This is a genomic window from Paraburkholderia sp. MM5496-R1 (genome assembly GCF_050436205.1).
Taxonomy (GTDB): Bacteria; Pseudomonadota; Gammaproteobacteria; order Burkholderiales; family Burkholderiaceae; genus Paraburkholderia; species Paraburkholderia tuberum.
Map to the genome: position 1 here is coordinate 1 of NZ_JBNDLT010000002.1, position 20,664 is coordinate 20,664.

Consider the following 20,664-nt stretch of genomic DNA (forward strand, 5'->3'; position numbering starts at 1 on the left):
TTCGTCGTCGAGACGCATCGTCAGTGCGATACGCTGGCGCTTCACGTCGACTTCGAGCACCTTGACCTTGACGATCTGACCGGCTTTCACGACCTCATGCGGGTCCTTCACGAACTTCGTCGACATCGCCGACACGTGCACGAGGCCATCCTGATGCACACCGACGTCGATGAACGCGCCGAACGCCGCGACGTTCGTCACGACGCCTTCGAGCACCATGCCCGGGATCAGATCGCTGACCTTCTCGACACCTTCGCGGAACGTCGCGGTCTTGAACTCGGGACGCGGATCGCGGCCCGGCTTCTCGAGTTCGACCAGGATGTCACGCACGGTTGGAAGACCGAAACGCTCGTCGACGAATTCGGTGGGTGACAGTCCGCGCAACGCGTCGCGATTGCCGAGCACTTCGCCGACCTGCTTACTGATCTTCGCGAGGATGCGCTGGACGACCGGATACGCTTCCGGGTGCACCGACGAACGGTCGAGCGGATTCTCGCCGTTATTGATGCGCAGGAAGCCGGCAGCCTGCTCGAAGGTCTTGTCGCCGAGACGCGGCACCTTGCGTAGATGCTCGCGCGACGGGAACGGCCCGTTCGCATCGCGATAGTCGACGATGTTGCGCGCGAGCGTTGCGTTTAAACCCGACACCCGCGCGAGCAGCGCGACCGACGCGGTGTTCGCATCGACGCCGACCGCATTCACGCAGTCTTCGACGACCGCGTCGAGCGAGCGCGCGAGTTCGCGCTGGTTCACGTCGTGCTGATACTGGCCGACGCCGATCGCCTTCGGCTCGATCTTCACGAGCTCGGCGAGCGGGTCCTGCAGACGTCGCGCAATCGACACCGCGCCGCGCAGCGACACGTCCATGGCGGGGAATTCCTTCGCGGCAAGCTCGGACGCCGAGTACACCGACGCGCCGGCTTCGGACACGACGATCTTCTGCAGCTTCAGCTCCGGATGACGCGCGATCAGCTCGCTCGCGAGCTTGTCCGTCTCACGCGACGCGGTGCCGTTGCCGATGCTGATCAGCTCGGCCTGCGTTTGCGCGGCGATTCGCGCGAGCTTCGCGAGCGAGCCGTCCCAGTCGCGGCGCGGCTCGTGCGGGTAGATCGTGTCGGTCGCGAGCACCTTGCCGGTGCGGTCGACCACCGCCACCTTCACGCCGGTGCGCAAGCCCGGATCCAGACCGATCACGGCCTTCGGACCAGCCGGCGCCGCGAGCAGCAGGTCCTTCAGATTGCGCGCGAACACGCGGATCGCTTCGTGTTCGGCTTCGTCGCGCAGATTGGTCAGCAGTTCGTTTTCGAGGTGCGGCTGCACCTTCACGCGCCAGCACCAGCGGCACACGTCGGAGAGCCACTTGTCGGCGGGGCGGTTCTGATTGGCGATGCCGAAGTGCCGCGCGATCAGCGCTTCGCCCGGGTGCGGCGCCTGCGCGTCGAGCTCTTCGCCGAGGCCGAGCTTGATCATCAGCACGCCGGCATTGCGGCCGCGGAACAGTGCGAGCGCGCGATGCGACGGCACCGTGCGGATCGTTTCGGCGTAGTCGTAGTAGTCGCGGAATTTCTCCTCTTCCGCGGTTTCCTTGCCTTCCACGACCTTCGACGACACCACGCCCTGGTTGAACAGATAGTCGCGCAGCTTGCCGAGCAGTTCGGCGGTCTCGCCGAATTGTTCGGAGAGGATGTCGCGCGCGCCGTCGAGCGCGCCCTTCACATCGGCGACGCCTTTGTCCGCGTCCACGTACGCCGCGGCTTCGGCTTGCGGATCGAGCAGCGGATTGCCGAGCAGCGCGTCGGCGAGCGGCTGCAAGCCGGCTTCGCGCGCGATCTGCGCGCGCGTGCGGCGCTTCGGTTTGTATGGCAGATAGAGGTCTTCGAGCACCTGTTTGCTGTCGGCGCCTTCGATCGCGCCGCGCAGCTCGTCGGTGAGCTTGCCCTGTTCGTCGATGCTCGCGATGATCGCCGCGCGCCGGTCTTCCAGCTCGCGCAAATAGACTAGGCGTTCCTCGAGATTGCGCAGTTGCGTGTCGTCGAGATTGTCGGTCACTTCCTTGCGATAACGGGCAATGAACGGAACGGTCGCGCCTTCGTCGAGTAGTTCCACCGCGGCCGCGACCTGGCGCGGCTGGACGGACAGTTCGGTGGCGATGCGCTGGACGATCTTGAGTGCTACGGTTTCCGTCATAAGGTCTTGGTGTTCCTGCGGACTCAGTGATGGGCCGCGCGCGGGCGGCAAATCGGGACAGGCCGGGCATGTGCCGCGACCAAGTCTAGAGCGGGGCATTTTGCCATAAATGCCAAAGGGCTCAACCGTGGGGTGTTAGAATTTCGGGCATGTTCCGTTGACCCTCTACGACGTTGCCAATCTCCTTGTCCCTCAACCGCCTGGTCTCTTCGCTGGCGTCAGGTTCACTGCCGGGTTCACTGCCGGGTTCGTCTCAATTGCCGCTGGTTTCTTTGCGCTCGTTCGGTCGGTCGGCTTTAACGGCTGCCGCGTCGTGCGTGATCGCCGCAGCGCTCGTCGTGCCGGTGTCGGCCGCGGCGCAAAGCGCGACGCCCGCGCAAGGTACGGCGCCCGTCGCGGGCTCGGGCCCGCAAGCCGCCGCAACCGCCGACGGCCCTCAAAGCGCAAGTGACGTAGCCGTGCTGGACAAGTCGTTCGACGAGCGGCAACAGGTGCTCAATCAGCGCACCGACGACAACAACTATCAATTCGCTGTCGCGCAACACAACTGCTACAGCCGCTTCTTCGTCAATCACTGTCTGAACCGCGCGCGCGACGCGATGCGCAGCGTGCAGGCGGACATCCGCAAGGAACAGCTCGCGCTCGACGCCGAGCAGCGTGCGCAGCGCGCCCGTGAACGCGACGAACGCACCGCGTTGCGGCGCGCGCAAAACGAGGCGGAAGCGCCGCAACGTGCCGCCGAAGACGCGCGCAACGAGCAGGCGTATCAGGAAAAGCAGCGTCAGCACGCGCTCGATCAGGCGCAGCACAACGCCGAGGCGCCGCAGCGCGAAGCCAATGCGCAGGCCTACGCGGAGAAGCAACGTCAGCACGCGCTCGATCAGGCGCAGCGCAGCGCCGCGGCACCGCAGCACGAAGCCAACGCGCAGGCCTACGAGGAGAAGCAGCGCCAGCACGCGCTCGATCAGGCGCAGCGTGGTGTCACGCCTGCGCAGGCGGCGGCCAATCAGAAGGCCTACGACCAGAAGCAGAGCGACTACCAGCGCAAGCTCGAGGAAGCGCGTCGGCAGGGTGCGCAAAAGGCCGCGGAGCGCCAGCAGAAACAGGAGACTTTCGAGCGGAAGCAGGCCGAGGCCGAGCAGCACAAGCTCGATGTCGAAGCACGTCAAAAGCAAGCCGCCGAGAAGGCCGAGCAGAAGCGTCAGGACGAGCTGAAGCAGCAACAGCTCGAAGAGCAGAAAAAGCAGCAACAAGAGCAACAGTAAGCGTGCTGTAGTGGCTGTATCGTAGAGTAAGCCGTGGCGGTCGTGGCCAGGGCCGCCGTAGTCGCCGTAATGCGTTTTGAGGCGGACAGCAACCTCAGGCATCGGACCGCGCGCACGCGGTTCGTGCCGCCGACCAGAGGAGGCGAGCATGCGCGATCGTCATCACGTCATCGACGCAAACACACTTCGCGACCGCATTCTGCAACTGGAATCGGAGCATAGTGGACTCGACCGGTTGATCGACCGGATGTCGGATGAACCCGGCATCGACGACTTCGAGTTACAGCGCCTGAAAAAGCGCAAACTTAAAGTCAAGGACACCATCATCTTGCTGCAATTGCAGCTCGAACCGGACGCGCGCGCCTGAGTTCGCGGCCTGGCAGGCGCCGGGCGCGCAGCGCGCGAGCCGGACTTAGCAGGAACGCTTGCCTTGAATTCATCGCATGACACTTCATCCCGGGCCGCGCCGGACAACGCATCTGCTTCGGGTACGCCTGCGCCGCGCGCGGCAGCACCGGCGCCAGGTGTGTCGCTGAATCGGCGCCGCGCGAGCGAGCTCGACGACATCTTCGCCGACAACGGTCTGCTCGCACGGCAGATCGACGGTTATCGGCCGCGTGCGTCGCAGATCGAGATGGCGCGCGCGGTTGCCGCGGCGATGGAGGCGTCGGGCCGCGCGATGCCCGAGCCCGCGATGTTCGAGACGCAGAAGCGCCCGGCGCGGCGCCTGCAGCAGACCGGCGCTGAAGCCGTCTCTGAGTCGACCGGGAGCAACGCACAAGCCGATGGCGTCGACGGTGGTGAGAATACGCTGATCGTAGAGGCGGGTACCGGCACCGGCAAGACCTATGCGTACCTCGTGCCGGCCATGCTGTGGGGCGGCAAGGTGATCGTCTCGACCGGCACCAAGCATCTGCAGGATCAGCTGTTCCAGCGCGACATTCCGACCGTGCGCGACGCGCTCGCGGTGCCGGTGTCGGTCGCGATGCTGAAGGGCCGCGCGAACTACCTGTGCCATTACTACCTGCAACGCACCGCGGACAACGGCCGTCTGCCGTCGCGCCAGGAGACCTCGTATCTGCAGGACATCGTGCGCTTCGCGAAGATCACGCGCACCGGCGACAAGGCCGAACTCGCGAGCGTGCCGGAAACGGCGCAGGTGTGGTCGATGGTCACGTCGACGCGCGACAACTGTCTCGGCCAGGAGTGTCCCCACTACAAGGACTGCTTCGTGATGCAGGCGCGCCGCGAAGCGCAGCAGGCCGATATCGTGGTGGTCAACCACCATCTGTTTTTCGCCGACGTCATGCTGCGCGATACCGGCATGGCGGAGCTGCTGCCGACTGCGAATACGATCATCTTCGACGAAGCGCACCAGCTGCCCGAAACCGCGACGCTGTTTTTCGGCGAGACGCTATCGACCGCGCAGTTTCTCGAACTCGCACGCGATTCGGTGGCCGAGGGCCTCGGTCACGCACGCGATGCGGTCGATTGGGTCAAGCTCGGCGCGACGCTCGAGCGCGCCGCGCGCGACGTGCGGCTCGCGTTCAAGGAAGACTCGGTGCGTCTGTCGATCGGCCAGTTGCCCGACGATCACCCGCTGTTCGCCGCGCTCGAGACGCTCGAGGCCGAGCTCGACGCGTTGGCCTCGGCATTGGCGGGCCAGGCCGAGCGAGCCGAATCGCTCGGCGCGTGTTTGCGTCGCGCGCGCGAGTTGCAGGACGTGCTGAGCGGCTGGACCACGCCACCCACGAGTGCAGAACGCGACGTGGTTGCGACCCGCGAGGGTGACGCCAGCGCGGAGCGCGCCGATCCGAATGAAAAGGTGCGCTGGATCGAGGTGTTCTCGCACACGGTGCAGCTGCACGAAACGCCGTTGTCGGTCGCGCCGATTTTCGCGAAGCAGCGCGCCGGCGTACCGCGCGCGTGGATCTTCACATCGGCGACGCTGTCGGTGCGCGGCGACTTCACGCACTATGCGGCGCAGATGGGCTTGAACTCGAAGCGCTCGATGACATTGCCGAGCCCATTCGACTATCCATCGCAAGGGCTTCTGTACGTACCGCGCAATCTGCCACAGCCGTCATCGCCGATGTTCACCGACGCCGTGTTCGATGCCGCATTGCCCGCGATCGAAGCATCGGGCGGCGGCGTCTTCATGCTGTGCACGACGCTGCGCGCGGTGGATCGTATCTCGGCGAAGCTGCGCGACGCGATCGAGTCGCGCGGCTGGGACTATCCGCTGCTCGTGCAGGGCGATGCGAGCCGCACCGAACTGCTCGACCGCTTTCGCGCCTACGGCAATGCGATCCTGGTCGGCAGTCAGAGCTTCTGGGAAGGGGTGGACGTGCGCGGCGACGCGCTGTCGCTGGTCGTGATCGACAAGCTGCCGTTTGCGCCGCCGGACGATCCCGTGCTGGCCGCGCGGCTCGACGCACTGACGAAGAAGGGCTTGAGCCCGTTCGCCGTGCATCAGCTGCCGCAGGCCGTCATCACGCTGAAGCAGGGCGCCGGCCGGCTGATTCGCGCGGAGACCGATCGTGGCGTGCTGATGATCTGCGATACACGTCTCGTCGATAAACCTTATGGCCGCCGCATCTGGCAGAGTCTGCCGCCGTTCAAGCGCACCCGCGAGATCGACGTGGTGCGTGAGTTCTTTGAGGAGAGCGCTGGGCCAGCGGCGCCGGTTCGATAGGGGATGTGTTCCACACATGCGACGAGCTCCGCAGCGGAAAGCGGCCCTGAATGACAAAACGCCACGGATGTGAATCCGTGGCGTTTTTCTTTGCCCGTTTGCGGCCCGCGCCGTTTCCGGCCAACCTCCAAACGTTTCGTGCGCAGGCGCTGTAGCGGGAGCGCCGCTACAGCGCCGAACCGTTGCGGCTTACTGGCTTGCGCCTGCTGCCGGCGATGCTGCTTCAGCCGGCGATGCTGCCTCGGCCGGCGATGCTGCTTCGGCCGGCGATGCTGCCTCGGCCGGCGATGCTGCAACTGCCGGCGATGCTGCTTCAGCAGGCGATGCTGCCGCCGGTGCGGACGCAGCTTCCGACGGTGCAGCAGCCTGATCGTTGCTCTTGTTGCATGCAGCGAGTGCCACAACTGCCAACAGGGATGCTACGAGGAGGGATTTCTTCATGATCACGTCCTTTTATGGTTTAAAGGTAAGCAACAGCGCAAAATAAAACCGGTAATGTGCTCCAACACCGACCTGGGCCGCTGGTGGAGATGCTCTTTTGACGAGCTGGAATCTTCCCTACGGCTTGGGCGGAAATTATATGCACTTTCGTACTGACAGTCGATAAATGCGGGTCAATACGTTGTCTTTCTCATACAAAATTTCACCGTACGGTATAACAGGCGGGCAGAGTTACGCAATCTCGCCTACCTGTATCCAGCCCGCACAATACCACTCGTGTAGCAGTGCTGTCACCGATGAATCGTGTGATAGTGTTACAAAGCGTATCGCACTCATGCACCGCAGATTTGCGAGTTCAAACAGCCATTTTTTCGCGCCGGTCCACGATATTTCTTCTCCATTTACGAAGAAAAAACGTCGTTCATACAACAGGTTACTCTTGCGATCGAGCCGTAGACCGGATCTCGACGCCGCGCCGATGAAACGGGCTTCGTTGAGCGGCCGTTGCGGCGGATCGAAGACGACACTCGGCTTGGGTTCGCTGAGGTACGTGCCAAGGAACGACGCAATGTCCTGCTCATTCCATCGCACTTTAGCAAGCATCGCGCCCACCCGTTCGACGAGCGCCGCGGGCAACTCGGCCGGCTGTTCGACCGCGGCCTGCCGTGGGTCGCGATAAAGGGCGCCCGCCTTGCCCGTGGCCTCTCCGCGCTCGGCCAGGTGGTAGAGGAACTGCGCGGTCAGCTCGCTTTCGGAGGGCGCGCGAAAACCGATCGAGCAGGTCATGCATTCGCCCTCGGCGATGCCGTCGTGCGCGATGTGCGGCGGCAGGTACAGCATGTCGCCGGGCTCGAGTACCCACTCCTGTTCGTGCTCGAAGTGCTGTAAAACCTTCAACGGCAAGCCGGGCTGCAGCGTCAGATCTTTCTGCGCGCTAATGCGCCAGCGGCGCTTGCCTTTTACTTGCAAAAGAAACACATCGTAGGAATCGAAGTGCGGGCCGACGCCGCCACTATCGGTCGCATACGAAATCATCAGGTCGTCGAGACGCGCGTCCGGCACGAAACGGAAACGGTCGAGCAACGCGCGCGCGCGGTCGTCGTGCAGATCCACGCCCTGCACGAGCAGTGTCCATGCGCGCTGTTTGACGGACGGCAGTTCGTCGGGCGCGAACGGGCCGTGCTCCAGCTGCCATTTGTTGCGGAAGTGCGTGATCAGGCGCGCTTCGACGTCGTCCCGATCGGCCAGCTCGAACAGCTCGTCGCGCGACAGCGGCGCTTCGATGTCCGGAATCGCCTGACGGATCAGCAGCGGCTTTTTCTGCCAGTAGCGGCGCATGAATTGCGACGGGCTCAGATGGCCGAGAAGTGCGGTCGGAACGTCGGGCGAGGGCGGAAGAGTGGGCCGCGTGGCCGGCTTTGCAGCAGACGGCGAATTGCTTGCCGAACCTGCATCGGCCGGGAGGTGGGTGGGCCGCCTGGGCATCGTATAATGTGAGTTGTATTCTGGAGAGTCGAATGAAAATCGCAAAGAACACCGTCGTGTCGGTCGCCTACAAGCTGTCGGATGCGCAGGGCAATCTGATCGAGGAAAGCGAAGAGCCGATGGTCTATCTTCACGGCGGCTATGATGGCACGTTCCCCAAGATCGAGGAAGAGCTCGACGGCCACGAGGCCGGCTTCGAGACCCAGATCCAGCTCGAGCCGCAAGACGCGTTCGGCGAATACGATCCCGAGCTTGTGAAGATCGAGCCGCGCGATCGCTTCCCGGAACCGCTCGAAGTCGGCATGCAGTTCGAAGGCACCCCCGAAGATGGCGACGAGGAAATCGATGCGCTGGTGTACGTGGTGACCGACGTCGCGGAAGACAAGGTCGTGCTCGACGGCAATCATCCGCTCGCCGGCATGGCGCTGCGTTTCGCGTTGACCGTCAAAGACGTGCGTCCGGCAACTGAAGACGAAATCCAGCACGAGCACGCGCATGGCGCGGACGGCCTCGAAGTTCTCGACGACGATGAAGACGAGGACGAAGAAGACAGCTCAAAACCGACCCTGCACTGAGCTTGCGGGCATGCGCGGTGTCGTCGCGGGGGCAGACGGCACCGATGCGGGCAACGCAGGCGAGGCTGGCAGTATCGACCCCGGCGGCATCGAGATAGCGGGCCCATAGTCGCCGCCGCCCTGGTCGGACGGGATGCGCGGCTGCGGCTGCTGCTCCTGCGACTCTCCAGGTGTCTGCAATACGGGCGGCAATTCCGACGCCGGCCCGAAACCTTCCACATTCGGCATCTCCGGCGCAACCGGCATCGACGCGCCGGATTCGTCGCGCGGCGATGCGGGCGGCAAGACCGGCGGCGTGGTGGGCAGCGGCATCTGCTTCGGCACGTCGCGCACGCTGACTCTGAACGGCGGCTTGCTGCCGAAATCCGCTTCTATCTGAATCCATTGGTTGAGACGATCATGCGGTGCGAGCGCAATGCGCGTGAGGTTCGTCACGACCGTCCCCTTGTCGTTGCGTAGCGGCTGATCGATGACGAAACCGCCGGCCGGCCGGTCCTCGTCTGCATGAATGACGACCACGGGTCCGGGGAAAATCTGCGCGAGCTTGAGCAGACTGCGCTTGAATTCCAGAAAGCCGTCGCGGCGCGAGCTATGTGCGAAGTGCAGCCAGGCGAACCGTTCGGGTCGCTCGTAGCGCTCCGGGTCGAAGTCGCCCTGAATGAACACGACGATCGCGCGCGCGTCGCGGCGCTTCGCGTATTCGGCCGCGTGCTCGAGCCAGAATGCGTTGGCGATCACGCGATCTTCGAACTCGCCGTTGCGGCCGCCCGCGCTCAGGTAGTGGTTGTTCGGACCCGGCGCGTTCAGGCCGATGAAGACGATGTCGCCGGCGTTGGTGTTCGCTTTGTCGTTCGTTTTTTCGTTGACCACCCAGCGCACGTTTTCACGGAACGGGCGGAAGCGCGACACCTCGCTCTCGCGCGTCAACGCGATCGGGTTCTGCCCCATCGACGTTGGATCGGCGAACAGCGTTTGCCGCAACTGGTCGAGCCGCTCGACCGGATCGAAGCCGCCGGCTTCCGCCGTGCCGCAATCGACCCAGTCATGCTGGCCGGGGATAAAGAAGAGGGCAGTGCGCGAGCTGTCGAGCAGCGCGTGGCGGCGCTCGAACAGCGCGTCGCGGCAAACTTCCTTCGGCCCCTTCAGATTGCCGTCGTAGACGATGAAGCGCACGTCGCGCTCGCGGCCGATCGCCTCGAGCAGCCGTTGCGTGGCGGCTTCGTCGGCGGGGCTGTGCATCGTGCCGGAAATCACCGCGAACGCGAAGCGCGACGCCTCAGCGCGCGCCGGCGCGGTCCATGCGCACACTGCCACCAGCACGACGATGCCGCCTGCCGGTGCGAGCACGTGGCGCAGCGCCGCGCGAAGCCCGCGCGGGCGCGGCGGGTGTCCCGGCGTGTCAGTGATCCGCATCCGGCGCGACGGCCAGTTCATGCAGTTCGTACAGCAGATCGAGCGCTTCGCGCGGCCGCAGATCGTTCGGATCGATGCCGCGCAGACGCGCGACGAGTGTCTGCATCGCGGGCGACGCGGGCGTTGCGTCGCTCGCCGTCTCGTGGTCGTCGTCCGTGTCTTCGGCGAGCATGGCAGGCTGCGTCGCGAACAGATCGAGTTGCGGCGCGGGCTGCGCGGCCGATTGCTGCTCCAGATGCGCGAGATGCTTGCGTGCCGCGCGGATCACCGCGTTCGGCACGCCGGCGAGCTGCGCGACCTGCAGACCGTAGCTCTGATTGGCGGGCCCTTCGTTGACCGCGTGCAGGAACACGATGCCGTGCCCGTGCTCGACTGCCGACAGATGCACGTTGGCCGCGTGCGGAAACTCCGCGGGTAGTTGCGTCAGCTCGAAATAGTGCGTCGCGAACAGCGTGTAGCAGCCGTTGTGGGCGAGCAGGTGGCGCGCGATCGCCCACGCGAGCGCGAGGCCGTCGAACGTCGACGTGCCGCGGCCGATCTCGTCCATCAGCACGAGGCTTTGCGGTGTCGCGTCGTTGAGGATCGCGGCGGCTTCGGTCATCTCCACCATGAAGGTCGAGCGGCCGCCGGCGAGGTCGTCGGCCGCGCCGATGCGCGTGAAGATGCGGTCGATCGGTCCGAAGGCCGCGCGCCGCGCTGGTACATAGCTGCCCACGTAAGCGAGCAGCGCGATCAGCGCGGTCTGGCGCATGAAAGTCGACTTACCGCCCATGTTGGGACCGGTGATCAACAGCAGCTTGCGCTCGGTCGCGAGTGAGCAATCGTTGGCGATGAACTGCTCGACTTGCGCCTCGACCACCGGATGACGACCCTGCTCGATGTCGATACCCGCGTTCGCCGAGAACGTCGGCGCAACCCAGTCGAGCGCGCGAGCGCGTTCGCCGAGCGCGGCCAGCAGATCGAGTTCGGCGAGCGCGAGCGCAACGCGCTGACAGTCGGGAATGAACGGCAGCAACGATTGCAGCAACGCGTCGTACAGTGCGCGTTCGCGCGCGAGCGCGCGTTCCTGCGCGGACAGCGCTTTGTCCTCGAAGGTCTTCAGCTCGGGCGTGATATAGCGCTCGGCATTCTTCAGCGTTTGCCGACGGCGATAGTCGTCCGGCACCTTGTCGGTCTGGCCGCGCGTGACTTCGATATAGAAGCCGTGCACCTTGTTGTACTCGACGCGCAGATTGCTGATGCCGGTGCGCGCGCGTTCGCGTGTTTCGAGATCGATCAGGAACTGTCCGCAGTTCTCCGAAATATCGCGCAGTTCGTCGAGCTCGGCGTCATAACCACGCGCGATGACGCCGCCGTCGCGCACCATCGCGGCCGGCTCTTGCGCGACCGCGAGCTTCAGCAAATCGGCGCACGCGTGCGGCGGTTCGAGCGCCGCGTCGATGCGCGCGAGCGAATCCGCGTTCGAGGCCATCGCCGCGAGCTGCGCGCGCAATGCAGGTAGCGCGATGAAGGTATCGCGCAGGCTCGACAGATCGCGCGGCCGCGCCGACAGCAGCGCGAGACGTCCGGTGATCCGTTCGATGTCCGAAATCTGCCGCAATGCGCTGCGCAAGGTGTCGAGGTCGGCGCCCGGCGGCGCGTCGAGCAACGCGCCGATCGCCTGCTGACGCGCCTGAGCCACCGCCGAATCGCGTGGCGGATGATGCAGCCAGTGCCGCAGCAGGCGGCTGCCCATCGTCGTGCAGCAGGTGTCGAGCAGCGAGCACAGCGTCGGCGATTCGGTGCCGCGCAGTGTCTCCGTGAGTTCGAGGTTGCGGCGCGTGGCCGGATCGAGGCCGATGTATTCGGATTCGTATTCGACCTTCAGGCTGCGCACATGGCGCAGTTGCTGGCCCTGCGTGGACGCCGCATACAGCAGCAACGCGCCGGCCGCCCCGCACGCGCAACCGAGCGAATGCGCGCCGAAGCCGTCGAGGCTCGCGACTTCGAGCTGGTCGCACAGGCGCTTCGTGCCCGAGGTGATATCGAAGTGCCAGGCCGGTACACGCTTGAGCGCGCTGGCGTTGACAGGCGGTGTCCAACTGGTCGAATCGGCGGTGGCGTCGGCGACCAGAATTTCCGCGGGACGGATGCGCTCCAGCGCGGCGGCGACCTGATCGGGCGCGACTTCGGCGAGGCGCAGCGCGCCGCTCGCGAGATTGAGCCACGCGAGACCGACGCTCGTGGCGACACCGCGGCGATTGTGCGCGACGCCCAGCGCGAGCAGATAGACGTCGCTCTTGTCGGACAGCAGCGCGGCGTCGGTCAGCGTGCCAGGCGTAACCACGCGCATGACCTTGCGCTCGACCGGGCCTTTCGAGGTGGCCGGGTCGCCGATCTGTTCGCAGATCGCGACCGATTCGCCGAGCTTCACGAGCTTGGCCAGATACTGTTCGACAGCGTGATGCGGCACGCCGGCCATCTTGATCGGATTGCCCGCCGACGCGCCGCGCTGCGTGAGCGTCAGGTCGAGCAGGCGCGCGGCTTTTTCCGCGTCGTCGAAAAAGAGTTCGTAGAAGTCGCCCATCCGGTAGAACACCAGCGTGCCCGGATGCTCCGCCTTGATGCGCAGGTACTGCTGCATCATCGGCGTGTGTTGTGCGACGTCGTTGGCCGCTGCGGTTTGAATACCCATCCTTCGTGTCTTCTTGCGGTAGATGCTCAGGGCGTGAGTTTAACCCGCCGGCGCGGCGAGCGGACCCTGGCCGAACGGACGATGCCCAACACAAGAGCTGAATGTCAGCATGACCGATTCGATCAAAGCGAGGGTTGCACGCCGTCGCGGCGGGTTACGGCCGTCGAGCCGAGCCTCGCGCTGTCATTGCTGGAGCATTGTGATGCATTCATTCCTCGATCATCGCCCGCATGTCCACCCTGCGTTCGTTCGCCGCGCTGCGGCGTTTCGCGAGCCACATCAGCAGCGTGATGAAGGTGCCGAACACGACGATGATCCACTGCGCGGGCATCTTCGCCGTGAGCAGCAGCGCGTACACGCCGAGCATCAGCAGCACCGCGAGGTTCTGGTTGAAATTCTGCACGGCGATCGAGTGACCGGCCGACAGCAGCGTCGCGCCGCGATGCTGCAGGATCGCATTCATCGGCACGATGAAAAAGCCCGACAACGCACCGAGCATGATCATCAGCGGATAGGCCAGCAGAATGTAGTAGGGCGCGACGTGCGTGCCGAAGCGCAGGCCCGCGCCCGCCGGGAACAGGTCCTTGTTGTAGAAGGCCATCGCGATCGCGACCGCGCCCGTCAGCACGCCGACCGGCAACACCTTCAGCGAGTGGCGCAATGGAATCAGCGCGGCCGCGCCCGCCGCGCCGATCGCGATGCCGAAGCCGGTCACGCCTTGCATCACCGCCGCCTTCGACAACGACAGCCCGAGGTTCACGTTCGCCCATTTGAGCACCAGCAGCTGCATCGTCACGGCGGCGCCCCACATCAGCGTGGTCACCCACAGCGCGATCTGCGCGAGCTTGTCGGCCCACAGCACCCGGAAGCAGTGATGGAAATCGCCGACCAGCTTATTCGGCTCGGTCAGCCGGTTCGGATAGCGCGCGCCAGTGTCCGGAATGAAGATGTTGATCGCGGCGGCGATCGCGTAGGTGAGCATGACCGCGCCCATCGCGAGATCGGCGGCCGAGCGGATCAGCGGCATATGCGCACGCGTGACGAAATGCTCGAAGACGGTGCTGATCAGCGCACCGCCGAGCATCGTGCCGGCGATCGTCGACAGCACCGTCGCCGATTCGAGCCACGCGTTCGCCTGCACGAGCTTTTCGGCGGGCAGCAGCTCGGTGAGGATGCCGTACTTGGCGGGCGAATACGCGGCTGCGCCGAAGCCGACCACGCCGTAGGCGATCATCGGATGAACGCCCAGAATCATCATCAGGCAGCCGCTCGCTTTCAGCGCGTTGGAGATAAACATCACGTGACGCTTCTGCATCGAATCGGCGAACGCGCCGACGAACGGCGCGAGCAGCACGTACGAGATCGTGAAAAAAATCTGCAGCAGCGGCGTAACCCACGCGGCCGAGCGCATCACGGAAAGCAGGGCGATGGCGGCGATCAACAGCGCATTGTCGGCCAGCGACGAAATGAACTGTGCCGCGATGATCGTATGGAAGCCTTTTTTCATGGGGCAGATTGGAGGCTGCGCCTGGGGCGAAAGTCGGGCAGGGTCAAAGCGGCATGGAGCAGGGAACGGTCCCAGCGGAGTACCGCCCGGAATAACTTTCCGCTTTTTAGCACGACGCCCCACACACTGGAGCGCCGCCAACAGAAAAGCGGCCGAAGCCGCTTTTCTCCGCAACCGTTATGCGTTGCCGCGGACCGGCCGCGGCGGCGCACCTTACGCCGACTGCTGACGCGTGCGGCTGTAGCGCGACAGGATCGGAATCATCTGCGCGTAGACCTTCGGGTTGCCCGCGACGACTTCGCTGACGTGCAGGAACTCCGAATCACCGGTGTAGTTGCCGACCAGGCCGCCGGCTTCGGTGATCAGCAGGCTGCCCGCCGCGACGTCCCATGCGTTCAGGCCCTGCTCGAAGAAGCCGTCCATGTGGCCGGCCGCGACGTTGGCCAGATCGAGCGCGGCGGCGCCCGGACGGCGCAGGCCGGCGCAGGCTTCGGTCATCTCGGCGAACTGACGGCCGTACGATTCGAGGCTGTCCTGCGCGCGGAACGGAAAGCCGGTGCCGATCAGGCAGTCGGCCAGGCGGTCACGCTTGGCGACGCGGATGCGGCGATCGTTGAGAAACGCGCCACGGCCGCGCGACGCGGTGAACAGATCGTTGCGGGTCGGATCGTAGACGACGGCCTGCGTGACGACGCCCTTGTGCGCGAGCGCGATCGACACGCAGTAGTAAGGGAAGCCGTGGATGAAGTTGGTGGTGCCGTCGAGCGGATCGATGATCCACTGGTATTCGGAATCGTGGTCCGACTTGCCCGACTCTTCGGCGAGGATGGCGTGATCGGGATAAGCGGTCTTCAGCGTTTCGATGATCGCCGCTTCGGACGCTTTGTCGACCTCCGTGACGAAATCGTTGTGCTGCTTTTTGCTGACCTGAATCAGGTCGAGATCGAGCGATGCGCGGTTGATGATCTGAGCTGCGCGGCGCGCGGCCTTCACAGCGATATTGAGCATGGGATGCATAAACTGATCCTTGTGCCGGGGCAGCACGGCTGCCGGCCGGTAAATAAGCGCGAAACTGCGCTGACGGGCGCTGCAACGACGCAAAAACAGCACGGAACGGGCAGACCGGCTATCAAACCGGAGAGCATTCCGTCGACGGAGACGAATTGAATAAGAACGGTGCGACCGGTTCGACGCAAGCTTCAGCGAACGTCGGCGCCGGACGCGAAAAGCGGTATTTTACCTGAGTCCGGGCGCCCTCGCGCAGGTGCTCGCTCACGTGCGGCTGATGTACCGCACAGGCGCCGGCCGGTGCCGATCCGATGCTGCGCCCTCGTCCGCGCGCGTGGCTCGCGCGTGCGCCTGATTCGGCATAAGTGCCCGTTGGCGCTACCATACGCGTCTTGAGTCCTAGCCAGCCGAGTTTCATCGTGGATCACACTCACCATTCCTCCGACCCCGCCGTGGCCGATTTGCGCGGCGGTTTCACGTCGACGCGTTTCGTGCTGGTCGAGCCCAGCCATCCGGGCAATGTCGGCGCCGCGGCGCGCGCGCTGAAAACCATGGGCTTTTCGCGGCTCGTGCTCGTGTCGCCGCGCGTGCCGAACGTGCAGAACGACCCCGAAGCGATCGCGATGGCGAGCGGCGCCGATGACGTACTCGCCTCCGTGCACGTGGTGCCGTCGCTCGCCGATGCACTGACTGGCGTGCACTGGTCGATTGCGCTGACCGCGCGGCTGCGCGAATACGGTCCGCCGCAATGGACGCCGCGTGCGGCTGCTGCCGCCGCGCACGCAGAGGCGATGCACGGCGAGATCGCGCTGGTGTTCGGCAACGAGCGCACGGGCTTGTCGAACGAGGATGTCGAGCGATGCAGCGCGATTGCGCATATTCCGGCCAATCCGGCCTATAGCTCGCTCAATCTCGCGCAGGCGGTGCAGGTGCTCGCCTACGAGCTACGCACCGCGTACCTCGGCGCCGACGAAGCGAGCGACGGCGCACCCACCGCGGGAGCACACGCGGCGCCGGCCGAATCCGCCGCTCCACGCGCGCAGATGGCGGCCAGCGACGAGATCGAGAGCATGTTCGCGCATCTGGAAAGCGCACTGGTCGCGCTCGAGTTTCTCGATCCGGCCAATCCGAAGAAGCTGATGTCACGGCTGCGGCGGCTCTTCGCGCGCTCGGGCCTCGAGCGCGAGGAGGTCAACATCGTGCGCGGCATCGCCAAGCACATCCTGCTCAAGACCAGGCGGACCGGCTGACGGTCCGTTGACCAGCCCGTGACGGCGCACCTGATGCGCCGCCTTCGTCTGACGACAACCTTGCAGGTGACGGGGACTTCCGGCAGGTTTCGCGCAATCGCCCTACAATCCACGAAACGTTAGAAGCAAAGCCGCCGCCGTGCTAAGCGGCAGCGATGCCGTTAGCTATGGCGCGAAACGCAGAGTCCCGCGCATGCGCAAACCGCGCGGATTCGCTCACGCAGACGGTTTTCCCCCAACAATACAGTCCCTGCCATGTTCACGAGACTTCGCGAAGATATCGCCACCATCCGCGAGCGCGATCCCGCCGCCCGCAGCGCATGGGAAGTGCTCACGTGTTATCCGGGGCTGCACGCGCTCGTGCTGCATCGGATCGCTCACGCGTGCTGGCGCGCGAAGCGCCGCTGGCTCGCGCGTTTCGTGTCCCAGATGGCGCGCTTCATGACCGGCATCGAGATTCATCCGGGCGCGAGCGTCGGGCGGCGCGTGTTCATCGATCACGGCATGGGCGTCGTGATCGGCGAGACCGCGCAGATCGGCGACGACTGTACGATCTACCAGGGTGTGACGCTCGGTGGCACGTCGCTCACGCGCGGCGCGAAGCGGCATCCGACGCTCGAGCGTGGTGTGATCGTCGGTGCGGGCGCGAAGGTGCTCGGCGGCTTCACCGTCGGCGCGGACGCGAAGATCGGATCGAACGCGGTCGTGACGAAGCCGGTGCCCGCGCGTGGCACGGCGCTCGGCAATCCGGCGCGGATCATCGTGCCGGCCGCGGCGGCTGCGAACGGTGCGAACCCGAATGCGAACAACGCCGCACGTGACGCGAAGCGCGGCAGCGAAATCAGCGCGTTTTGCGCATACGGCATCACGCCCAACGCCGACGATCCGGTTTCGCTCGCGATTCACGGTCTGATCGACCATGCGGCTACTCAGGCGCGACGTATCGATGAAATCGTCGATGCGCTCGAGCGGCTCGGCACGAGCCTCGAAGGTCTGCAAGGCGCGGATGCGGCGTTGCTCGATTTGCGGCGGCTATCGGCGGCGATCGCGGGGAAGATGGAGGGGCTGGCGGGGGAGCGCTAGGTATCGGCGCCTCGCCAGCGCGAAGCGCACGCCGTACCCACGAGGTCAATCCAGCGGCAGCGCTCGAATCCCGTCGGCATCGATCTTCAGATAGCCGCCCCGGCGCTCGCCGTGATCGAGATCCCAGTCGGGCAGAACCCAGCGCGTGCCGCCCGGCTCGCGATGCCGCGCGGGCAGATGGGTATGCCCATGAATGATCGTCGCGGTCTTCGATTTCCTGAACAGCGCGGCGACACCTTGCGGGGTCACGTCATACTTGATCGGCATCGGCCGCGTGCGGCCATGCTCGCTCTTCGAGCGCATGTTCTCGGCAAGCTTGCGACGCCAACGAAACGGCCACGCGAGAAACAGAATCTGCGCGAGTCGATTGCGCGCGAAACACCTGAACAACTGATAGCCGCGATCCGCGGTGCACAGACCATCGCCATGGGCGAGCGCAATGCGCGTTCCGAACGCGGTAATCACGAACGGATCGGGCAGCCAGATCGCGCCGGCCGCTTTCATGAAGCGCTTGCCCAGCAGGAAGTCGCGGTTGCCGTGCATGATGTAAAGCGCGATGCCGCGCTCGGACAGCGTGTGCAGCAGCGCCGCAATATGGGCGACGAACGGCTCGCTCAGCATGTCGTCGCCGACCCAGTACTCGAACAGGTCGCCGAGGATGAACACCGAGTCGGCCGCTTCCGCGCTCACGCGGATGAAATGCTCGAACGCGGCGACCGTGCGCGGAATCGCCTCGCTCAGATGCAGATCGGAGAGGAAGAAAAAAGGGCGCGCGGCGTGCGGGCGTTGGCCCTCGCCTGGCACGCCCGCGGCGACGCTTCGCAGCGGCGTCTCTTGCAGCATTGAAGGTGCCTGATTTCAGTTCAAAGGAGTCGACGCCCGCATGAGGCGCGACTCACTCACGGTTTAGCCGACGACGACAGCTTTTTCGATCACGACATCATCGACCGGCACGTCCTGATGGAAGCCCTTCGAACCGGTCTTGACCTTCTTGATCTTCTCGACCACGTCCATGCCTTCGACGACCTTGCCGAACACCGCATAGCCCCAGCCTTGCGGCGTCGGCGACGAGTGGTTCAGGAAGTCGTTGTCGTTCACGTTGATGAAGAATTGCGCGGTCGCCGAATGAGGGTCGTTGGTACGCGCCATCGCGATCGAGCCGTTCTCGTTCTTCAGACCGTTGTTCGCCTCGTTGGTGATCGGCTCGGCCGTCGGCTTCTGCTTCATGCCGGGTTCGAAGCCGCCGCCCTGGATCATGAAGCCGTCGATCACGCGGTGAAACACCGTGTTGTCGTAGTGACCGGCCTTCACGTAGTTCAGGAAGTTCTCGACCGACTTCGGCGCCTTTTCGGCATTCAGCTCGAGTTTGATGAGGCCGTGGTTCGTATGCAGTTCAACCATGATGGAATCCTTTGATGAACAGGTGGATAAAAGGCGCGGCGCGTCGTCATGTGCTGACGACCGGCCGCGCCGGGGCGTTGGTTGGGGCCGGGCTTCGGCCGCGCGGGTTCGCTTGCCCGTTCGTTTTTACTTGCTCACCACCGTCGCCGACTGGATCACGATCGGCTTCTGCGGCACATCGCTCATCGGGCCGCGCGTGGTGGTGGGCGCGGCTTCGATGCGTTTCACGACGTCCATGCCGCTCGTGACCTTGCCGAATACCGCGTAGCCGTTGCCGTCCGGATTCGGGTAGTCGAGATTGGCATTGTCCACCGTGTTGATGAAGAACTGCGCGGTGGCCGAATTCGGGTCGCTGGTGCGCGCCATCGCGATCGTGCCAGCGGTGTTCTTCAGACCGGTGCGGCTCTCGAGCGGAATCGGCGCGCGCGTCGGCTTCTCGACGAAGCTCTGCGTATAGCCGCCGCCCTGGATCATGAAGCCCGGAATCACGCGATGGAAGATCGTGCCGCTATATTGGCCGGCTTTCACGTAGTCGAGGAAATTGGCGACCGTCTTTGGCGCTTTCTCGGGATACAGCTCGACGCGGATGTCACCCTCCGACGTCTTCAGCAGCACGGAAGGATGAGCGGCCTGCGAACCGGACTGCGCAAAGGCGGGTGCGTTTGCGATCAGGGCGGCGCTGCCGAGCGCCAACATCAACCATTTCATGAAAGTCCTCGGGGTTGGAGAAAACTTGCGGCAGGCAACGAGCCCGGCGCTCAGCGCGACGGCGCCATGTACGGCGGCATGGCGAGCGAGCCATTCGGGCCGCCGAACTGGAAGCTCGGGCTGTCCGTGATGTTCGACGTGGGGTGCGCGGCGGGCACGGTCGTCTGCTCGGCGGCTGGCTGTGACGCCGCGGTAGCGGGTGTTGCCGGCGACACGACCTTCTGGATATCCGCGAGACGCTGCGCGGTCCTCGGGCTCGCCTTGCCGAGGCTCTCCGCGCGACGGTACGCGGCATCGGCGAGGCGCAGATAGAGGTCACCGAGGTTCTCGAACGCGAGGCCGTAGTTCGGATTGACCTGGGTGGCCATCTCGAGCGCCGCGCGCGCTTCGGTCAGACGGCCTTGTCTCGCGAAGAGTGTGGCGAGGTTGTTGTACGGCTCGGGCAACTCGGGATACAGCTGCGTGAGTTCGGTGAACGCCGTGATCGCTTCGTCGTCGCGATTCAAATGCACGAGCACGTTTGCGCGTTTGAACTTCGCTTGTGCGTCGTGCGGATTCGCGGCGACGCGCGCATCGAGTTGGGTCAGCGCGGCTTGCCAGTTTTTCTGCGCGATCAACGCGTCGATTTCCGGCGTATTGTCACGCACGGCGGGGCCTTGCGGCATCACCGCGGTCTTCTGCGCATAAGCGCTCGCGACCGGCACCGCGGCAAGTGCGGCAACGACGGTGACGCGCCACGCGAGGGCACGCGCCGCTTCGAAAGTAACGCCACCGACAACGTTGCCAAACGCAGTCGCGGCGAGGGTCGCAGCGCTGTGCGCGCGGCCGCTGGAGTGTTTCATAGGCTCAGGTCTGGATGTTATACTCCGAGCCATTCTAACAAAAGGTCTGCGCGTTCCGTCGAACCGCCGACTGTCTTTTCGCCACTCGTGGCCGTCTCCGCCCGGTTCGCAGCCTCGTCTGCAGCCTGAT

18 protein-coding genes are annotated in these 20,664 nt (G+C 64.9%); 7 read left to right on the plus strand and 11 right to left on the minus strand.

The genetic code is table 11. The features are described from left to right. The coding region (locus OKW38_RS06840; RefSeq protein ID WP_429360738.1) for a Tex family protein at positions 1-2,187 on the minus strand (2,187 nt) is incomplete at its 3' end. 317 nt (positions 2,188-2,504) lie between these two features. Here OKW38_RS06840 and OKW38_RS06845 point away from each other — a divergent pair. The 3 genes from OKW38_RS06845 (at position 2,505) to OKW38_RS06855 (ending at position 6,147) form a co-directional block, all read left to right on the plus strand. After that, positions 2,505-3,452, plus strand: a complete 948-nt coding sequence (locus OKW38_RS06845; protein WP_429360740.1) for a hypothetical protein — start codon at positions 2,505-2,507, stop codon at positions 3,450-3,452. Between the two features lie 148 nt (positions 3,453-3,600). Further along, positions 3,601-3,819, plus strand: coding sequence for a DUF465 domain-containing protein (locus OKW38_RS06850; protein ID WP_013089766.1), 219 nt, complete (start codon positions 3,601-3,603; stop codon positions 3,817-3,819). Positions 3,820-3,882: 63 nt separating this feature from the next. Next, entirely contained in the window at positions 3,883-6,147 is a 2,265-nt protein-coding gene (locus tag OKW38_RS06855; RefSeq protein WP_429360742.1) for an ATP-dependent DNA helicase, read from the plus strand. A 189-nt stretch (positions 6,148-6,336) separates the two neighbouring features. Here the strand turns inward: OKW38_RS06855 and OKW38_RS06860 are convergent, their stop codons facing one another. Together OKW38_RS06860 and OKW38_RS06865 are read right to left on the minus strand one after the other, a co-directional pair. Continuing rightward, on the minus strand, positions 6,337-6,588 hold the full coding sequence (locus OKW38_RS06860) for a hypothetical protein (protein WP_167368596.1): 252 nt from the start codon (positions 6,586-6,588) through the stop codon (positions 6,337-6,339). A gap of 231 nt (positions 6,589-6,819) precedes the next feature. Next, positions 6,820-8,073 (minus strand): cupin domain-containing protein, encoded by a 1,254-nt coding sequence (locus OKW38_RS06865; protein ID WP_090800710.1) that lies wholly within the window; start codon positions 8,071-8,073, stop codon positions 6,820-6,822. Between the two features lie 32 nt (positions 8,074-8,105). Here OKW38_RS06865 and OKW38_RS06870 point away from each other — a divergent pair, with 32 nt between their 5' ends. Then, a complete protein-coding gene (locus OKW38_RS06870; RefSeq protein ID WP_090800708.1) occupies positions 8,106-8,648 on the plus strand; it encodes an FKBP-type peptidyl-prolyl cis-trans isomerase in 543 nt (180 codons plus the stop codon). Here OKW38_RS06870 and OKW38_RS06875 read toward each other — a convergent pair. The 4 genes from OKW38_RS06875 to OKW38_RS06890 all read right to left on the minus strand — a co-directional run bounded on the left by OKW38_RS06875 (position 8,628) and on the right by OKW38_RS06890 (position 15,259). Then, the gene (locus OKW38_RS06875) at positions 8,628-10,082 is read right to left on the minus strand and encodes a hypothetical protein (RefSeq protein ID WP_429360744.1); all 1,455 of its coding nucleotides are present in this window, start codon (positions 10,080-10,082) and stop codon (positions 8,628-8,630) included. The two genes, OKW38_RS06870 and OKW38_RS06875, sit on opposite strands and share 21 nt — an antisense overlap. Then, on the minus strand, positions 10,048-12,735 hold the full coding sequence (gene mutS, locus OKW38_RS06880) for a DNA mismatch repair protein MutS (RefSeq protein WP_429360746.1): 2,688 nt from the start codon (positions 12,733-12,735) through the stop codon (positions 10,048-10,050). The genes OKW38_RS06875 and mutS overlap by 35 nt, the downstream gene beginning before the upstream one ends. Positions 12,736-12,943: 208 nt before the next feature. Then, positions 12,944-14,242: a lysophospholipid transporter LplT gene (gene lplT / locus OKW38_RS06885; RefSeq protein WP_429360748.1), complete on the minus strand. Its 1,299-nt coding sequence runs from the start codon at positions 14,240-14,242 to the stop codon at positions 12,944-12,946. 213 nt (positions 14,243-14,455) lie between these two features. Beyond that, a complete protein-coding gene (locus OKW38_RS06890; protein WP_429360750.1) occupies positions 14,456-15,259 on the minus strand; it encodes an inositol monophosphatase family protein in 804 nt (267 codons plus the stop codon). Between OKW38_RS06890 and OKW38_RS06895 the strand changes: the two genes are divergently transcribed. The 3 genes from OKW38_RS06895 to cysE all read left to right on the plus strand — a co-directional run bounded on the left by OKW38_RS06895 (position 15,254) and on the right by cysE (position 17,583). Beyond that, entirely contained in the window at positions 15,254-15,409 is a 156-nt protein-coding gene (locus tag OKW38_RS06895) for a hypothetical protein (protein WP_167368595.1), read from the plus strand. The genes OKW38_RS06890 and OKW38_RS06895 overlap by 6 nt on opposite strands. Positions 15,410-15,669: 260 nt before the next feature. Then, positions 15,670-16,500 carry an RNA methyltransferase gene (locus OKW38_RS06900; protein ID WP_090800702.1) on the plus strand — a complete coding sequence of 277 codons (831 nt, stop codon included), beginning with the start codon at positions 15,670-15,672 and terminating at the stop codon, positions 16,498-16,500. A gap of 255 nt (positions 16,501-16,755) precedes the next feature. Continuing rightward, positions 16,756-17,583, plus strand: a complete 828-nt coding sequence (gene cysE, locus OKW38_RS06905) for a serine O-acetyltransferase (protein WP_429360751.1) — start codon at positions 16,756-16,758, stop codon at positions 17,581-17,583. 45 nt (positions 17,584-17,628) lie between these two features. Here the strand turns inward: cysE and OKW38_RS06910 are convergent, their stop codons facing one another. The 4 genes from OKW38_RS06910 to OKW38_RS06925 form a co-directional block, all read right to left on the minus strand. Next, positions 17,629-18,426, minus strand: a complete 798-nt coding sequence (locus OKW38_RS06910) for a UDP-2,3-diacylglucosamine diphosphatase (RefSeq protein ID WP_090800699.1) — start codon at positions 18,424-18,426, stop codon at positions 17,629-17,631. Between the two features lie 63 nt (positions 18,427-18,489). Next, on the minus strand, positions 18,490-18,984 hold the full coding sequence (locus OKW38_RS06915; RefSeq protein ID WP_090800697.1) for a peptidylprolyl isomerase: 495 nt from the start codon (positions 18,982-18,984) through the stop codon (positions 18,490-18,492). 126 nt (positions 18,985-19,110) lie between these two features. Beyond that, a complete protein-coding gene (locus OKW38_RS06920) occupies positions 19,111-19,692 on the minus strand; it encodes a peptidylprolyl isomerase (RefSeq protein WP_429334795.1) in 582 nt (193 codons plus the stop codon). Positions 19,693-19,742: 50 nt separating this feature from the next. Then, positions 19,743-20,534, minus strand: a complete 792-nt coding sequence (locus tag OKW38_RS06925) for a tetratricopeptide repeat protein (protein ID WP_090800695.1) — start codon at positions 20,532-20,534, stop codon at positions 19,743-19,745. Positions 20,535-20,664 lie beyond the last annotated feature (130 nt).

What these genes read in the sequence shown, in the direction of transcription:
- OKW38_RS06915 (WP_090800697.1), bottom strand. Translation starts at nt 18,984, where the DNA reads ATGGTTGAACTGCATACGAACCACGGCCTCATCAAACTCGAGCTGAAT.
- OKW38_RS06920 (WP_429334795.1), bottom strand. Translation starts at nt 19,692, where the DNA reads ATGAAATGGTTGATGTTGGCGCTCGGCAGCGCCGCCCTGATCGCAAAC.
- OKW38_RS06860 (WP_167368596.1), bottom strand. Translation starts at nt 6,588, where the DNA reads ATGAAGAAATCCCTCCTCGTAGCATCCCTGTTGGCAGTTGTGGCACTC.
- OKW38_RS06875 (WP_429360744.1), bottom strand. Translation starts at nt 10,082, where the DNA reads ATGAACTGGCCGTCGCGCCGGATGCGGATCACTGACACGCCGGGACAC.
- OKW38_RS06895 (WP_167368595.1), top strand. Translation starts at nt 15,254, where the DNA reads ATGCATAAACTGATCCTTGTGCCGGGGCAGCACGGCTGCCGGCCGGTA.
- OKW38_RS06910 (WP_090800699.1), bottom strand. Translation starts at nt 18,426, where the DNA reads ATGCTGCAAGAGACGCCGCTGCGAAGCGTCGCCGCGGGCGTGCCAGGC.
- cysE (WP_429360751.1), top strand. Translation starts at nt 16,756, where the DNA reads ATGTTCACGAGACTTCGCGAAGATATCGCCACCATCCGCGAGCGCGAT.
- lplT (WP_429360748.1), bottom strand. Translation starts at nt 14,242, where the DNA reads ATGAAAAAAGGCTTCCATACGATCATCGCGGCACAGTTCATTTCGTCG.
- mutS (WP_429360746.1), bottom strand. Translation starts at nt 12,735, where the DNA reads ATGGGTATTCAAACCGCAGCGGCCAACGACGTCGCACAACACACGCCG.
- OKW38_RS06890 (WP_429360750.1), bottom strand. Translation starts at nt 15,259, where the DNA reads ATGCATCCCATGCTCAATATCGCTGTGAAGGCCGCGCGCCGCGCAGCT.
- OKW38_RS06865 (WP_090800710.1), bottom strand. Translation starts at nt 8,073, where the DNA reads ATGCCCAGGCGGCCCACCCACCTCCCGGCCGATGCAGGTTCGGCAAGC.
- OKW38_RS06870 (WP_090800708.1), top strand. Translation starts at nt 8,106, where the DNA reads ATGAAAATCGCAAAGAACACCGTCGTGTCGGTCGCCTACAAGCTGTCG.
- OKW38_RS06850 (WP_013089766.1), top strand. Translation starts at nt 3,601, where the DNA reads ATGCGCGATCGTCATCACGTCATCGACGCAAACACACTTCGCGACCGC.
- OKW38_RS06925 (WP_090800695.1), bottom strand. Translation starts at nt 20,534, where the DNA reads ATGAAACACTCCAGCGGCCGCGCGCACAGCGCTGCGACCCTCGCCGCG.